Here is a 15127-nt window from a genome sequence, read left to right as displayed (position 1 = left end):
ATTCCATCCACACCGAAGTGACGGACCGAAATGAATCGCTGTTGCAGGTTCTGAGAACCTGCTTATTTGAATGTTTCCGTTGCAGGAAACGATTCTCCATAGAAAGGAGGTGATCCAGCCGCACCTTCCGATACGGCTACCTTGTTACGACTTCACCCCAATCATCTATCCCACCTTCGGCGGCTGGCTCCTTGCGGTTACCCCACCGACTTCGGGTGTTATAAACTCTCGTGGTGTGACGGGCGGTGTGTACAAGACCCGGGAACGTATTCACCGCGGCATGCTGATCCGCGATTACTAGCAATTCCGACTTCATGCAGGCGAGTTGCAGCCTGCAATCCGAACTGAGACCGGCTTTGTTGGGATTGGCTCCATCTCGCGATTTCGCAGCCCGTTGTACCGGCCATTGTAGTACGTGTGTAGCCCAGGTCATAAGGGGCATGATGATTTGACGTCATCCCCACCTTCCTCCGGTTTGTCACCGGCAGTCTATCTAGAGTGCCCACCCGAAGTGCTGGCAACTAAATATAAGGGTTGCGCTCGTTGCGGGACTTAACCCAACATCTCACGACACGAGCTGACGACAACCATGCACCACCTGTCTCCTCTGTCCCGAAGGAAAGGTACATCTCTGTACCGGTCAGAGGGATGTCAAGACCTGGTAAGGTTCTTCGCGTTGCTTCGAATTAAACCACATACTCCACTGCTTGTGCGGGTCCCCGTCAATTCCTTTGAGTTTCAGTCTTGCGACCGTACTCCCCAGGCGGAGTGCTTAATGTGTTAACTTCGGCACCAAGGGTATCGAAACCCCTAACACCTAGCACTCATCGTTTACGGCGTGGACTACCAGGGTATCTAATCCTGTTTGCTCCCCACGCTTTCGCGCCTCAGCGTCAGTTACAGCCCAGAGAGTCGCCTTCGCCACTGGTGTTCCTCCACATATCTACGCATTTCACCGCTACACGTGGAATTCCACTCTCCTCTTCTGCACTCAAGTCACCCAGTTTCCAGTGCGATCCGGGGTTGAGCCCCGGGATTAAACACCAGACTTAAATGACCGCCTGCGCGCGCTTTACGCCCAATAATTCCGGACAACGCTTGCCCCCTACGTATTACCGCGGCTGCTGGCACGTAGTTAGCCGGGGCTTTCTTCTCAGGTACCGTCACCTTGAGAGCAGTTACTCTCCCAAGCGTTCTTCCCTGGCAACAGAGCTTTACGATCCGAAAACCTTCATCACTCACGCGGCATTGCTCCGTCAGGCTTTCGCCCATTGCGGAAGATTCCCTACTGCTGCCTCCCGTAGGAGTCTGGGCCGTGTCTCAGTCCCAGTGTGGCCGATCACCCTCTCAGGTCGGCTACGCATCGTCGCCTTGGTGAGCCGTTACCCCACCAACTAGCTAATGCGCCGCAGGCCCATCCCCAAGTGACAGATTGCTCCGTCTTTCCAGTTTCCTTCAGGCGAAGAAAACAACTATTCGGTATTAGCTACCGTTTCCGGTAGTTGTCCCAAACTTGAGGGCAGGTTGCCTACGTGTTACTCACCCGTCCGCCGCTAACCATCAGAGAAGCAAGCTTCTCATCAAGTCCGCTCGACTTGCATGTATTAGGCATGCCGCCAGCGTTCGTCCTGAGCCAGGATCAAACTCTCCAATAAAGTATTGAAAAGAGCGATAAGCTCATTTTGAATCTGACGAGATTAAAAATCTCATTTGTGCTCCAGTCGATTCAAGCCAAGGCTTGTCTCCAACTTTCGCGTTCATTCTGCAAGCAGAATGTTTACTCACTCGTTGTTCAGTTTTCAAAGATCAAACATTCAATTTAGTGCTGTTTTTCATGTTGTCGTCGTTTCAGCGGCGACTTTTATAATATATCATGTTGAAGTTCTCTTTGCAAGCATTATTTTTTCGATTATTTTCAATCGCTTTATTTTCGTGCTTGTTTCAGTGAACCGCTCCTAAAAAAGGAACGAAAATTAATTTACCATATGAAATCAGATAGGTCAACCCTTTTTCGACAAAAAGTATGAACCCCTTAACAATTTCACATTCTCATGGTTCAGAGGTACAGCACCCACTATTAAGAGCCGCACCTCACTTCCACTATTGTAAATCGAATATATGACCAACTTCAGCATTACGGCTTCGACTTTTTTAGCTTCCCACCTCTTGCATACTTGGACAACTCTTTTGGCGGGGCAAAGCGTGCATACATGCGGAACACAGTCTTATATCGGCTCGCGATAGCATATTTGATCTCTTGGTCAAGACGATTATCACTCAGATCGAACAGCATTTCATCTAATTCTTTACGCAGCACATAGTCTAGTTCCTTGCATTCCTTCTCGTTAAACAACATACCCAGCATTAGAGTTCTCCTTTTTGTGCATAGCCTCTTTATCACACTTACAGAAGTTCCATGCAGCACCTCGTGCATTCGCTTTTTGTAGTGCTACTGGAACCCGTTTTATTGTTATGGTCAACTTTCTGAAAATTTATGAATGCCAACCATCACAAAATTTTATCCTCTCACCAGAGTATACGTAAGTGTGCTTTCGATGATTGCTGCAACCAGAAGCAAGATGACAACCCAGAAAGATGCCGTTAACGTCCTATTCATGAATGCTCTCCACCGGGTACCCATCGTATTTCGCTTGTCACTTCCAAGTTGTACAAGGCTTTTGATAACCAGACCACCAAACTTCAGTCCGAAGGCGCAAGCAATAATAATGACCGGAATCTCAATAATGCCATGCGGAAGTAAACCTTTAACCACAATATCATAGAAGCTTGCCCCATAATTCATCGTGGTGTGCACCACAAATCCAAGGACCATCCCATTGATCAGCAGGAAGATAACAGGCAGAATACCGAAAAATATGCCGGCATAGATGACAAGTACACTTTTGATGGCATTATTGAAAAAGATGAACAGGAAGAAGTTCCACTGCACATTGCCCCCCTGCTCCAGCCGTTCACTGACTTCACGTAATCCTCCGATTTGGTTCAACAATAGTTCTTCCAGTGGCCCTGTACTCACCCATCCTGCCCCTATACCAACAGCAAACAATACAATGGACCAGATTAATGCACTGCGGATGGAGCCAAGACCTCTAAGAAATGTACTGAATTTTAACATAATAACCTCCTGTAGAATCTAAAATGATGGACAAACAAGGTTCCGTTACGAATAACTGGGGAGTACGAGCATACATTGGAGAGTAAACAAGCATTTCTTATGGGAGAGGGGCGCTTATTGAAATGAACTCGTTCTATGTATTTAGCGGCAAAAAGATTAAACGGTACCTGATTGTCCTCGTTGCTGCCATCTTTGCGATCGGTATTATTTATCTGGAGAGTGGCAATGTCTCCGTATTCTCGGAGGAAGCACCTTCAGCAGTCTACAGCGTTCCAACCGAGAAGAAGGTCATTGCACTTACCTTTGACATTAGCTGGGGAGATAAACGGACAGAGCCGATTCTGAAAGTTCTTCAGGAGAATAAAGTGCAGAAGGCAACCTTTTTCCTTTCCTCCCCCTGGAGCAAGACTCACCCCGAAATTGTCACTGCAATCAAAGAGGCAGGATATGAAATTGGCAGCCATGGTCACAGACATGAGAACTACAGCAGCCTGACCGAGGAAGAAATTCGCAAAGAAATTTCGACAGCTCATAGCATTTTAACCGATTTAACGGGAAAAGAACCGAAATTAATACGTCTGCCCAACGGGGACTTTGACAAGCGAGTGCTTCAGGTAGCCAATAGTCTGAATTATCAGGTTGTGCAGTGGGATACCGACTCCTTGGATTGGAAAAACCCGGGTGTACAGACGATTGTTGATCGCGTAGTAAGCAAGGCACATCCAGGGGACATCGTACTGCTGCATGCAAGCGATTCTTCTAAACAAACTCATGAGGCACTCCCTGTCATTATCGACAAATTAAAAAACCAGGGCTATGAATTCGTAACCGTGTCTGAGTTGCTTAACCATTCCAGTGTAGAAGGTAAGGAAGTTCGTGATCAAGCCAGCGGTCAATAATTGGTAGATTGCTTGAGCTACAGCTCAAATACGAGTGTAAAAGTTGAAAAGAGCTAACCAGGTTAGCTCTTTTTGGTATGTTTTTATGCAAAACGAATACTATGCTCGGCTTTCTTTCAACTGTTCTGCCTTTCCACTTGCACTCCGGTTCGTAGATACATCCACCAGCCTGTGCAATATCAGCATTTGGTATGCATTACATAAGAGCAAAGGAACCACAATAAATATGGTTGCAGCATTCACATCAATACGTAATACGCCAATCGTCTCCACTATGGTGACGGCAATCATGAAAAAGAGTGTAGGTACAAGCGCGGAGATATGAGTGAGCTTTACTTTAACGTAAGCGGTAACAATTGCGGCTGCCAAAATAATGATACCTAACACAATATCCGATATGCGCTCCCGGTCTCCCCCAACAAACAGGCGTAAAAACATCACGTCAAGCAGGGCTAACACCGTTAGTACAATCTGCACGATCTGCCAACCGCGCTTTGGAAATACACCTTTACCCATATAATTCAATATCAGATATGCAAAGAAACCCATTTGTGAATACACGCTGATCATAACCCCTGATCCAAATAGGATCAAAAGATACAGAAGAAAATCATTTAATCCATTTGTTTTCTCCCCGTTCACCAGCATCATAATCAATCCTGTACCCAATGCTCCCGCGGCCCCGATAAGCAAGGCTGTCCAAAACAGGAAAAACCATCTACGTAAATTCAAAAGTTTTCCACCCCCGAGTGTTTATTTTACCAACCTTCTCAGCAAAAAACCATCATTGCTCAACATATTTCCCCCTTTCCCATCACATACTACATCCAGTATCTAATCAAGGAGGGATTGTACACATGAAACGGCCTTTGTGGCAGCTATGCTGTGTCGTACTGGGGCTATCCGTCATGCTTGCCGGCTGCGGTTCAGATCAGAGTTCTTCGCCTCCTCAGGGCAGTTATAAAGAGATGAAAACAATGGTTGTAGATATTTTGAAAAGTGACGAAGGCAAGAAAGCGGTGGAGGAAGCTCTTACAGGTCAAAGCTCATCCAGCGGAAGCAGCGGTTCTGAAGAAGGCGGCGGTTCGGGTGGCGCTTCAGGATCCATTGGTATGAAAATGTTAATGCCTGTGCAATCTTCGGAACAAATACGTATTGCAGTAAAAGATACCATCACAGCTCCCGAATATAAGAAGGAGTTCGAAAAGATCATGACTGATCCGCAGTTTGCGGGTGAATTTGCCAAAGTGATCAACGCACAAAGTAAACAGCTTCATATGCAATTGATTAAAGATCCCACATATCAAAAGTCTGTTGAAGCCATCATGAAGTCACCTGAGGTATCCAAGATGTTCATGGATATGACGAAGACTCCGGATTATCGTAAACAGACGATGACTGTCATGCAGGAAGTGATGCAAAACCCGTTGTTCCGCATGGAAGTACTCACTTTGCTCAAGAAGGTAGTACAGGACGAATTGCAACCTAAAGTGGAAAGTGGCGGACAACAGGGGCAAGAGCAAGGCGGACAGCAAGAGGGTCAGGGCGAAGGTGGTAGTGATGGCGGAGATGGTGGAAGTGGAGATTCTGGCAGCGGTGGAGGTTCATAAACAGTAGATGTTGGTATATTACAGAAACTGAAAAGCCTGCATCCGAATGGTGGACGCAGGCTTTATTTGTATTTATAACACTCATACCATTAGAATTTGGATTCAATGGACCGGGCAACTTCATCGTAGATAGCCCCTATACGGGAACCTGCTTTGTATACAGAAGGTGAAAAATCAGGCTCGGAAGGATGATTATCCGGTGTGCCTAATGGAATCTGGGCAAGCAAGCTTGTATGCAGACTTTCCGCAAGTCTTCCCCCGCCTCCACGACCAAAGACATAATCCTTCTCTCCGCAACTGCCACACTCATAATAAGCCATATTCTCAACCACACCAAGTAACTCATGATCGGTCTGAATGGCCATCGCACCCGCCCGTGCTGCGACAAAAGCTGCTGTTGCATGCGGCGTGGTAACGATGATTTCCTTGCTCTGTGGCAACATCTGATGCACATCCAAAGCAACATCTCCCGTTCCTGGTGGCAAATCCAGTAATATATAATCCAATTCGCCCCACTGGACATCCGTAAAGAATTGACGCAACATCCTACCTAACATGGGTCCACGCCAGATTACCGGATTATTCTCCCGAATAAAGAAGCCCATCGACATGACTTTAACGCCGAAACGTTCAACCGGTTGAATAACGCCATCTTCAACGACCGGATATTCTTCAATCCCCATCATGTCGGGTACACTGAAGCCATAGATATCCGCATCAATCAAGCCCACTTTCTTGCCTTGACGTGCCAATGCTGCAGCGAGATTAACGGTTACCGTTGATTTACCAACGCCACCTTTACCACTGGCCACAGCAATAAAACGAACACCTGATTCAGGACTTAACAACTCATGTCCATCTAGACCCGCTGCGTGACCTTTTACGAGCACTTCGTCCCGATCTGGCTCATCATCGGGTTGTCCCATATTCAGGCTCTCACGATCATGCTCAGAAGCTGCACGCACACGAATATGTACATCCTTCAGTCCGTGCTGGGACAACAGATTACGCGCTGCATCACTCAAGGCTGTTGTATCCTCAGGTCGATTTTCCAGTGTCACTATGGTCAGAGCCACATGATTTTCTTTCACCATAATATCTCGAACCCATTCCAGTTCGGTCAGACTTACTCCCAATTGCGGTTCTTGTAATGGCTGTAATAGTTCAAGTATCTGTTCTTTTGATAACATCAGACAGCACCTCAGCTTTATCTATTGGCATGTAATTAGGTATGCTGATCCAATTATATCATTACCTTTCTTGTTCTGACTAACTTTTAGGCCGTTCTCCTGAGGAATATCTGAGAATCCCATTATAGATCGAAGCTGCTACCTTGCGTTGATAAGCTTCGTCGGCAAGCATACGTGCCTCTTCCGGATGAGAAAGGAAACCTACTTCTACCAACGCTGAAGGGATCTTCAGAGCCTGTAACAGATAAACCGTATTCACCGTTTTGGCGATTCGATCTGTATTCTCCAGATTACGAACCATCTCTTGTTGAAGCAGATTAGCCAAACCTTCGTTATCCGGATGGTTAGTTGTATAGAAAACCTGCGCTCCACTCCATCGGTTGGAAGGGACACTGTTCATGTGAATGCTAATAAAGAGATCTGCTTGCTTATCCTCTATCCGCCGTACTCTTTGTTTCAGATCTTCCGTCTTGCGTTTGGAGTACCCCTTGGTGTCCGATTCTGCCAAATCAGTGTCTATTTCTCGTGTCATCACCACTAAGGCCCCTGCCTGTTGCAAATAATCTCTCACATACAGGGCGATAGACAGGTTGATATCTTTTTCAATAACCCCCTGTTTACTTACCGCTCCTCCATCTGGACCTCCGTGTCCTGCATCAATGGCAATGACTTTACCCGCCATCGGCAAACTCCAATAACCTGACGTCTTGGCGGAAGGCAGCTCATAGGACATTACCGCCACTAACATGGCCAGCAGACAGAGGCTCAGCATGACCCTTTTGAGTGTTTTTAACCTAATCCAGACTACAAAATGTTTCCCCATATTTTTACGCATAAAAAAACCACCTCGTCCCTATAAATGACTCTAATCATCTATATGGGACAAGATGGACAAATATACCGCTAGGACGGACTTGCTCCGCCATTCCTTCAATCAGCACCTCAGCTACCTCAGGACGTGTAAATTCAGGAGGAGGACACTGGCCGTCACGGAGCAACCCGCGTACTTTGGTGCCGGGAAGCGCCATATGATGTTCTTTATCATGTGGGCAAGTTTTGCTGGATGCCATGTTTCCACATTTGGTACAGAAGAAACTATGTTCGAAGAACAGCGGTGTGATCCCCAGTTCCTCTGCTGTAAAGTTAGTAAAGATCTCCTGTGCTTCATATGTTCCATAATAATCACCCACACCCGCATGGTCACGACCAACAATAAAGTGGGTACACCTAATTTTTGCGAACCATCGCATGGAAATAGCTTCACGTGGACCGGCATACCGCATCGCTGCGGGGAACACACCAAGGAACGCACGATCAGCCGGGTAATAGTTCTCCAGTAATACCAGATAACTCTTCATCCGAACATCTGCGGGAACATCGTCGGACTTCGTCTCTCCAACAAGCGGATTCAGGAAGAGTGCGTCTACAATCTCCATAGCGCTCTTCTGGATGTACTCATGAGCCCGATGGACCGGATTACGTGTCTGAAAACCAACTACCGTCTTCCAACCCTTCTCCTGAAAAATCTTCCGGGTATCTGCAGGATCATAATAGAATTCTTCGAATTTCTGTTGCAGGACGCTCCAACAGTTTTTCAACACCAGGGCGCTCGGGATCATCTGTTTTGAATACACGCCGGGCTTCTTCACCCTGATCCACCTGGTATATACTTTGGACTTCAAGCAATCCATAAGTGACTCCATCTTGATCACCAACAAGTTTCACACGTTCACCAATCTGGAGGGATGCGGCTTGTTTATCGTCAACAGCAAGTGTGATTGGTATACTCCAGGCTGTTCCATCGGCGAGACGCATGCGAGACACCACCGAAAGGTAATCTTCCTCATTCAAGAAACCTTCAAGTGGTGAGAACGCACCCACACCAATCAGATCCAAATCTGATATCGTCCAGGTATTAATACGCAAAGAGGATAAGTGTTTACTGTCTTGCAACAATTGCTCCCGTTCTTCTCCTTGTACGATACGCTGAACCAGCGTACCTCCATGTGGCAGAATCGATGTCATCTTGTCAGTTCCTTGTGTATCTATTATTTATGAAGGCCACATTCCGTTTTATCATTACCAGACCAGCGTCCAGCACGAGGGTCCTCGCCAGGCATAACCTGACGTGTGCAATGCTCACAGCCAATACTCGGGTAGTTCTGATCATGTAGAGGATTATATACAACGTTATTGTCACGAATATATTGCCATACATCCTCCGTCGTCCAATGTGCAATCGGATTAAACTTCATCAGGCCAAATTTTGAATCATACTCAACCTTCTTGGAGTTTGCACGAGTTGGTGCTTGATCTCTACGAATACCTGTAATCCATGCATCATACTGAGAAAGAATTCGTGTTAACGGTTCGACTTTGCGAATGTTACAGCACGCATTGGGATCAGACTTCCACAACTCTTCACCGTGTTGAGCTGCCTGCTCTTCCGGAGTAATCTTAGGTGACACGCGTACAAATTCAAGGTTGTAGTTCTCTTGCATCTTATCACGTGTTTCATATGTTTCTTTGAAGTGGAAATCAGTATCCAGATAAAAAATATCTGTGGATGGGCTGATCTTCTGCAACATATCTACAAGTACAACATCTTCCGCACCAAAGCTACATGCAAAAGTGATATTAGGAAATGTTTCAATAGCATAACGAATAATATCCTCTGGACTAGCATGTTCCAGTTCCTCTGCCTTCGTCCGTGCCAATTCTTCTTTCTCCAACAAGTTCATCTGTGAATTTCCCCCATTCTGCATTTCAATACATCTTAAAGCCGACTAATCTAATATGAATTATGTTTAGTATAAATCTTTCAATGCGGATGTCAATGCCTGCCATATGGTAAAATAAATCAGTTTTTGCCCATTTTTGATTGTCGCTCTAACGCAATATTTTGGTTCAATTTATCCATTTCTCAGTTCATGAGACAAAAACAATGATGTTGGTCCAAGTCATTGGTCAGATGATAATACATCTCTTCGGCTTGGAAAGTTTTGCTGCTGCTAGGTTTGGACAGTTCTTGCAGGCAAAAGCAGCATCAAAAAATGACTAGTCGATTAAAAATAAAGAAAAAGAAGATGAAGTTTTAAAGGGAGGTGAGTGACGACATATAGCGATTGATATGTAAGGGACTTTTATCGTTTCTATAAGAAATACTGATGAGGCTTGCTGCAGTAAAGCATTAAGTGCAAAACCAGTAAAGCAAATGTTTTAAGAAATCCAGCGTGAGCGCCAATTGATGATTTTATAAGAAGGTGTTGATCGTGTAGTGAGTGATGGGTAAGCGAAAAAAGAATGATCTAAAACGATTAGAGAGGTTCAGTAAGATGTAGATGTATTAACGTACATATTATAGGGCTGTATTGAGGGACATTAAAAGAAGATTGAAAAGGCAATGAAGGAAAAATGCACAAGCATGTGGAGAGACATCAGAGTTATGAGAGCTATTGCAAAACATATATAGTATAAGGTTGAATGGTCATGAATATATAAAAAAGCCTTTGACCGAGGCCAAAGGCTTTTAATATTAACGTTTGGAGAACTGAGGTGCGCGACGAGCCGCTTTAAGACCGTATTTTTTACGCTCTTTCATACGTGGGTCACGAGTCAGGAATCCTGCTTTTTTCAGGGATGCACGGTATTCCGGATCTGCTTTCAACAGAGCGCGGGAGATACCATGACGGATTGCGCCGGCTTGACCGGAGATTCCGCCACCATGAGCAATAACAAGAACGTCATAGTTGTTGAGCGTTTCTGTCAAGTTCAGTGGTTGTTTTACGATCAGTTTGAGTGTTTCCAAACCGAAGTATTCATTAATATCACGTTTATTGATGACAATGCGTCCTTCACCCGGTACAAGGCGAACACGTGCTACCGAATGTTTACGACGACCTGTCCCATAGTATTGTACTTGTGCCATGAAACTGTCCTCCTTTTAATTAACCGCGAAGTTCGTAAACTTCTGGTTTTTGTGCTGCATGTGGATGCTCAGTGCCTCTGTACGCTTTAAGTCTCAACTTCATTTTCTCGCCCATGCGAGTTTTAGGAAGCATACCGCGAACAGCCAATTCCAACATACGCTCAGGTTTGTTTTTAACCATCTCTTCAGCAGTAGTTACTTTCAAACCACCTGGGTGCATAGAGTGACGGTAGTATTTTTTACCTTGCATTTTCTTACCAGTCAATACGATTTTCTCAGCATTGATGATAACAACGAAATCGCCAGTGTCCACATGTGGAGTGAATTGTGGCTTATGTTTGCCGCGAATCAAAGCAGCTGCTTCGCTCGCCAAACGTCCGAGGGTTTTGCCTTCAGCATCAATGATGTGCCATTGGCGCTCAACTTCGTTAGGCTTCGCCATGTACGTAGTACGCATGAAAAGTTCCTCCTTAAAATGTTCAAAATCATCATTTTCATTTATCTTCGTTCGTTAAGTTATAACTTTAGGTGTTGATGGATTGTAAATTTGATGTGAACCTCTTAATTGGGGCTGTGGGAAAGCCATTAAGAAAACACAACTTTTATATTACATGATAGGCGATTAAATCGCAAGTGTTAATTAAGCTTTTCACTCACCAAATTTAATCTTTTTTGTATTCAAGATCCCAGAGCATTAAACCGCAGCTAACTGCAGTAGGTCCTGCAGCAGATCGATTACATGCAGCAATCATATTCGGTACATCAGAGGCTTTCCGTTTTCCCTCTCCGATCTCCAGCAGTGTCCCAACAATAATACGAACCATATGCTGCAAAAAGCCGTTACCACTCACATAAATGTGAATGACACCCTGATCGCGCGGATGGTCTCTGCACATTGATCGGTCCACTTCCATCCATGCTTCGTATACCGAACGGACATGATTCTCTTTCTGAGACTTGCGTGAAGCAAAAGAGGTGAAATCATACGTCCCTATGAAATGTCGTAAGCCCTCCTGCATTGCCATAATATCAAGCTTCGCATGATGATGATATTGCAGTCTTCTGTTGAATACATCCGGGAATTGATTCGCATTGACTGTATAACGATATGTTTTCTTTTTCGCTGCATAGCGAGAATGAAAATCAGCCGAAACTTCAATCGCATCAATAACGACAATATCGGAGGGTAATCTGGAGTTGAGTGCAATACACCAACGTTCAATCGGGATCTGGGACTCCGTAGGAAAATTGAAGATTTGTCTGCGGGCGTGAACACCTGCATCTGTTCGGCCTGAACCTGTAATTTTAACCTTCTCACCGGTTAAAGCACGAATCGCATCTTCAAGATGATCCTGAATGGTATTCCCACCCGGCTGTACTTGGAAGCCGTAATAGGCAGTGCCATCATAAGTTAACGTCATACATAAGTTCCGCATTATTACCACACCTTTGTTCCATACTATACATATCCCTATCCCGAACAGCAAAAGAAGCCCCTTACGGAGCTTCTATTACAGCACGAATTCCGAAATGAAGAGAAAAAAAGGGTTAATCCAGAATCGTTGATTCTGTCCCTTTCCTCATCTCATCTGTTTTACGCGCGGTCTACCAGTTCCAAGTAAACCATTGGCGCTGCGTCACCACGACGAGGTCCCAGTTTCAAGATACGAGTGTATCCACCTGGACGCTCAGCGTAACGACCGGACAATTCGCTAAACAGTTTTTGGATTGCATCTTGCTCACCATCGATAGTTTCGCGGCGAACATAAGCTGCCACTTGGCGACGGGCATGAAGATCTCCCTTTTTCGCTTTAGTGATCAGTTTTTCAGCAATAGAGCGAACCTCTTTTGCTTTCGCTTCAGTTGTCTGAATGCGTTCGTATAAGAACAGGTCGGTTACCAGGTCACGGAACAAAGCTTTACGTGCGCTGGAATTACGGCCCAACTTTTGGTATGCCATTGTTTTCCCTCCTTCACTTCAAGCACTCGGCTGTCTATTCTTCTGTACGGAGTCCCAAACCAAGTTCCTCAAGCTTCTCTTGAACTTCTTCCAAAGACTTGCGTCCGAGGTTACGGACTTTCATCATGTCTTCTTCCGTTTTCGTAGTCAGCTCTTGCACGGTATTAATACCGGCACGTTTGAGGCAGTTGTAGGAACGAACAGAGAGATCCAGCTCTTCGATCGTCATTTCGAGTACTTTTTCTTTTTTGTCTTCTTCTTTTTCGACCATGATCTCTGCATCTTTCGCTTCGTCTGTAAGACCCACGAAGAGCATCAGATGCTCAGTCAAAATTTTAGCGCCGAGGCTTACAGCCTCTTCAGGACGAATACTTCCATCAGTCCAAACTTCCAACGTGAGCTTGTCATAGTTGGTCACTTGACCGACACGCGTATTTTCCACAGCGTAGTTAACGCGACTGATCGGGGTGAAGATGGAATCGACTGGGATGACGCCGATCGGCTGGTCATCGCGTTTATTCCGATCTGCCTGGACGTAGCCGCGACCGCGATTGGCAAAAATACGCATGTGAAGTCTCGAACCTGGTCCGAGCGTAGCAATGTGCAAATCCGGGTTAAGGATTTCCACATCGGAGTCAGCACGGATATCTCCAGCCGTAATTGCTCCTTCGCCTTCAGCATCAATCTCGAGCACTTTCTCCTCATCAGAATGAATCTTAAGCGACAAAGCTTTCAGGTTAAGAATAACCTCCGTTACATCTTCCATTACGCCAGGAACTGTAGCAAATTCATGCAGAACGCCATCGATTTGAACCGAAGACACTGCCGCACCCGGCAGTGACGAGAGCAAGATTCGGCGAAGCGAGTTTCCAAGCGTCGTACCGTATCCGCGCTCAAGCGGTTCTACTACGAATTTCCCATAGGTGCCATCATCGTTGACGTCTACCGTCTCAATTTTCGGCTTTTCGATTTCAATCACTGCAATACCCCTCCTTCAAAACGTCGGTCCTCTATGAAACATTTACCTTCTCTTGCGAAAACATGTAGTAGTATGCCTAAACAACCATTATTAGCAGATTGTGCCGGAAATATACCACACGCAGGGGCAAATCTCATTAGACACGACGACGTTTTGGAGGACGGCATCCGTTATGCGGGACTGGAGTTACGTCTTTGATCAGGTTAACTTCAAGACCAGCAGCTTGCAAAGAGCGGATCGCTGCTTCACGGCCTGCGCCTGGTCCTTTAACCATAACCTCAACGGCTTTCATCCCATGTTCCATTGCAGCTTTGGCAGCAGTCTCAGCAGCCATTTGTGCAGCAAACGGAGTCGATTTACGGGAACCTCTGAATCCGAGGCCGCCGGAGCTTGCCCACGAAATTGCATTTCCGTGAGGATCCGTAATAGTAACGATAGTGTTATTGAAAGTGGAACGGATATGCGCCACGCCAGATTCAATATTCTTACGGTCACGACGTTTAGTACGTACGACTTTTTTCGGTTTAGCCATTTTCTCTTATCCCCCCTTATTATTTCTTCTTGTTCGCTACTGTACGACGAGGACCTTTACGAGTACGAGCATTCGTTTTCGTACGTTGTCCACGAACAGGCAGACCACGACGATGACGAACTCCACGGTAACAACCGATCTCCGTCAAACGTTTAATATTCAAAGAGATTTCTCGACGCAGGTCACCTTCTACTTTGACCTCTTTATCGATACTTTCACGCAATTTGCTGACTTCATCTTCCGTCAAATCACGAACACGAGTGTCCGGATTGATGCCTGTTGTGCTCAGAATTTTCTGGGAAGTCGTTTTACCGATTCCGAAAATATAAGTCAAGGCGATCTCAACGCGCTTATCACGTGGCAAATCCACACCAGCTATACGTGCCATTTTACGCTACACCCCCTTCTTTAACCTTGTTTTTGTTTGTGTTTCGGATTTTCACAGATAACCATAACATTCCCTTTGCGGCGAATGACTTTGCACTTTTCGCAAATCGGCTTGACCGAAGGTCTTACCTTCATGTGAATTACCTCCTCAAAGTTTTGCTAAGCAAAACCCTCTTCGTAAGCATTGACCTTGTTCTACTATTGTAAAACCGGCTTCGAAGCTTTCGCAAGTTTTGCCGGGCAAAACCCGCTACATAAGCTTCACAGTTCATTGCAACTGTCTACTACTATTTACGGTAAGTTATGCGACCTTTTGTTAAATCATAAGGCGACAACTGAACAACTACTTTGTCTCCAGTCAGGATACGGATAAAGTGCATCCGCAGTTTTCCGGAAACGTGAGCGAGAATTTGATGACCGTTCTCAAGCTCAACCTTGAATGTTGCATTCGGTAGCGGTTCGAGAACCGTACCTTCCACTTCAATGACATCTTCCTTAGCCATTAG

At 45.5% G+C, this 15127-nt stretch carries 19 protein-coding genes and 1 rRNA gene; 2 read left to right on the top strand and 18 right to left on the bottom strand.

The window, feature by feature from the left end; translation table 11 throughout:
- Positions 1–102: 102 nt before the first annotated feature.
- The 3 genes from MHI14_RS03705 to MHI14_RS03695 all read right to left on the bottom strand — a co-directional run bounded on the left by MHI14_RS03705 (position 103) and on the right by MHI14_RS03695 (position 3136).
- Positions 103–1655, bottom strand: a 16S ribosomal RNA gene (locus MHI14_RS03705).
- Positions 1656–2134: 479 nt separating this feature from the next.
- A complete protein-coding gene (locus MHI14_RS03700) occupies positions 2135–2365 on the bottom strand; it encodes a hypothetical protein (protein ID WP_017692114.1) in 231 nt (76 codons plus the stop codon).
- A 153-nt stretch (positions 2366–2518) separates the two neighbouring features.
- Positions 2519–3136: a stage II sporulation protein M gene (locus MHI14_RS03695; RefSeq protein ID WP_341129898.1), complete on the bottom strand. Its 618-nt coding sequence runs from the start codon at positions 3134–3136 to the stop codon at positions 2519–2521.
- Between the two features lie 122 nt (positions 3137–3258).
- Between MHI14_RS03695 and pdaB the strand changes: the two genes are divergently transcribed.
- Positions 3259–4035 (top strand): polysaccharide deacetylase family sporulation protein PdaB, encoded by a 777-nt coding sequence (gene pdaB, locus MHI14_RS03690; protein WP_124118831.1) that lies wholly within the window; start codon positions 3259–3261, stop codon positions 4033–4035.
- 99 nt (positions 4036–4134) lie between these two features.
- Here the strand turns inward: pdaB and MHI14_RS03685 are convergent, their stop codons facing one another.
- The gene (locus MHI14_RS03685; RefSeq protein WP_133387518.1) at positions 4135–4767 is read right to left on the bottom strand and encodes a KinB-signaling pathway activation protein; all 633 of its coding nucleotides are present in this window, start codon (positions 4765–4767) and stop codon (positions 4135–4137) included.
- A gap of 125 nt (positions 4768–4892) precedes the next feature.
- On the opposite strand from MHI14_RS03685, the gene gerD reads away from it, so the two are divergent.
- On the top strand, positions 4893–5645 hold the full coding sequence (gerD, locus tag MHI14_RS03680; protein WP_133387519.1) for a spore germination lipoprotein GerD: 753 nt from the start codon (positions 4893–4895) through the stop codon (positions 5643–5645).
- Between the two features lie 89 nt (positions 5646–5734).
- On the opposite strand, the gene MHI14_RS03675 is transcribed toward gerD, so the two are convergent.
- The 14 genes from MHI14_RS03675 to infA form a co-directional block, all read right to left on the bottom strand.
- A complete protein-coding gene (locus MHI14_RS03675; RefSeq protein ID WP_341129897.1) occupies positions 5735–6835 on the bottom strand; it encodes an Mrp/NBP35 family ATP-binding protein in 1101 nt (366 codons plus the stop codon).
- A 79-nt stretch (positions 6836–6914) separates the two neighbouring features.
- Entirely contained in the window at positions 6915–7670 is a 756-nt protein-coding gene (gene cwlD / locus MHI14_RS03670) for an N-acetylmuramoyl-L-alanine amidase CwlD (protein ID WP_133387520.1), read from the bottom strand.
- A 34-nt stretch (positions 7671–7704) separates the two neighbouring features.
- Positions 7705–8454 carry a hypothetical protein gene (locus MHI14_RS31095; RefSeq protein ID WP_445670326.1) on the bottom strand — a complete coding sequence of 250 codons (750 nt, stop codon included), beginning with the start codon at positions 8452–8454 and terminating at the stop codon, positions 7705–7707.
- Positions 8381–8860: a hypothetical protein gene (locus tag MHI14_RS31090; RefSeq protein ID WP_445670325.1), complete on the bottom strand. Its 480-nt coding sequence runs from the start codon at positions 8858–8860 to the stop codon at positions 8381–8383. The genes MHI14_RS31095 and MHI14_RS31090 overlap by 74 nt, the downstream gene beginning before the upstream one ends.
- Positions 8861–8883: 23 nt before the next feature.
- Positions 8884–9576 carry a phosphoadenylyl-sulfate reductase gene (locus tag MHI14_RS03660; protein ID WP_091039173.1) on the bottom strand — a complete coding sequence of 231 codons (693 nt, stop codon included), beginning with the start codon at positions 9574–9576 and terminating at the stop codon, positions 8884–8886.
- A 794-nt stretch (positions 9577–10370) separates the two neighbouring features.
- Positions 10371–10763 (bottom strand): 30S ribosomal protein S9, encoded by a 393-nt coding sequence (gene rpsI / locus MHI14_RS03655; protein ID WP_017692105.1) that lies wholly within the window; start codon positions 10761–10763, stop codon positions 10371–10373.
- A gap of 19 nt (positions 10764–10782) precedes the next feature.
- Complete coding sequence (gene rplM / locus MHI14_RS03650; RefSeq protein WP_024633564.1) at positions 10783–11220, bottom strand: 50S ribosomal protein L13; 438 nt, start codon at positions 11218–11220, stop codon at positions 10783–10785.
- 205 nt (positions 11221–11425) lie between these two features.
- Positions 11426–12199, bottom strand: coding sequence for a tRNA pseudouridine(38-40) synthase TruA (gene truA, locus MHI14_RS03645; RefSeq protein WP_076216861.1), 774 nt, complete (start codon positions 12197–12199; stop codon positions 11426–11428).
- A gap of 158 nt (positions 12200–12357) precedes the next feature.
- The gene (gene rplQ, locus MHI14_RS03640) at positions 12358–12723 is read right to left on the bottom strand and encodes a 50S ribosomal protein L17 (protein ID WP_017692102.1); all 366 of its coding nucleotides are present in this window, start codon (positions 12721–12723) and stop codon (positions 12358–12360) included.
- Between the two features lie 34 nt (positions 12724–12757).
- Complete coding sequence (locus MHI14_RS03635; RefSeq protein WP_017692101.1) at positions 12758–13702, bottom strand: DNA-directed RNA polymerase subunit alpha; 945 nt, start codon at positions 13700–13702, stop codon at positions 12758–12760.
- Between the two features lie 136 nt (positions 13703–13838).
- Positions 13839–14234, bottom strand: coding sequence for a 30S ribosomal protein S11 (gene rpsK / locus MHI14_RS03630; protein ID WP_017692100.1), 396 nt, complete (start codon positions 14232–14234; stop codon positions 13839–13841).
- Positions 14235–14253: 19 nt separating this feature from the next.
- Complete coding sequence (gene rpsM / locus MHI14_RS03625; protein ID WP_062329455.1) at positions 14254–14622, bottom strand: 30S ribosomal protein S13; 369 nt, start codon at positions 14620–14622, stop codon at positions 14254–14256.
- A 20-nt stretch (positions 14623–14642) separates the two neighbouring features.
- A complete protein-coding gene (gene rpmJ, locus MHI14_RS03620; RefSeq protein WP_003333770.1) occupies positions 14643–14756 on the bottom strand; it encodes a 50S ribosomal protein L36 in 114 nt (37 codons plus the stop codon).
- A gap of 152 nt (positions 14757–14908) precedes the next feature.
- The gene (infA, locus tag MHI14_RS03615) at positions 14909–15124 is read right to left on the bottom strand and encodes a translation initiation factor IF-1 (protein WP_017692098.1); all 216 of its coding nucleotides are present in this window, start codon (positions 15122–15124) and stop codon (positions 14909–14911) included.
- Positions 15125–15127: the final 3 nt, after the last annotated feature.

It is taken from the genome of Paenibacillus sp. FSL K6-2393, from assembly GCF_038002545.1.
Classification (GTDB): domain Bacteria; phylum Bacillota; class Bacilli; order Paenibacillales; family Paenibacillaceae; genus Paenibacillus.
The sequence above is the reverse complement of the archived record's forward strand: the minus strand, read 5'-3'. Positions and strand labels throughout refer to the sequence as shown.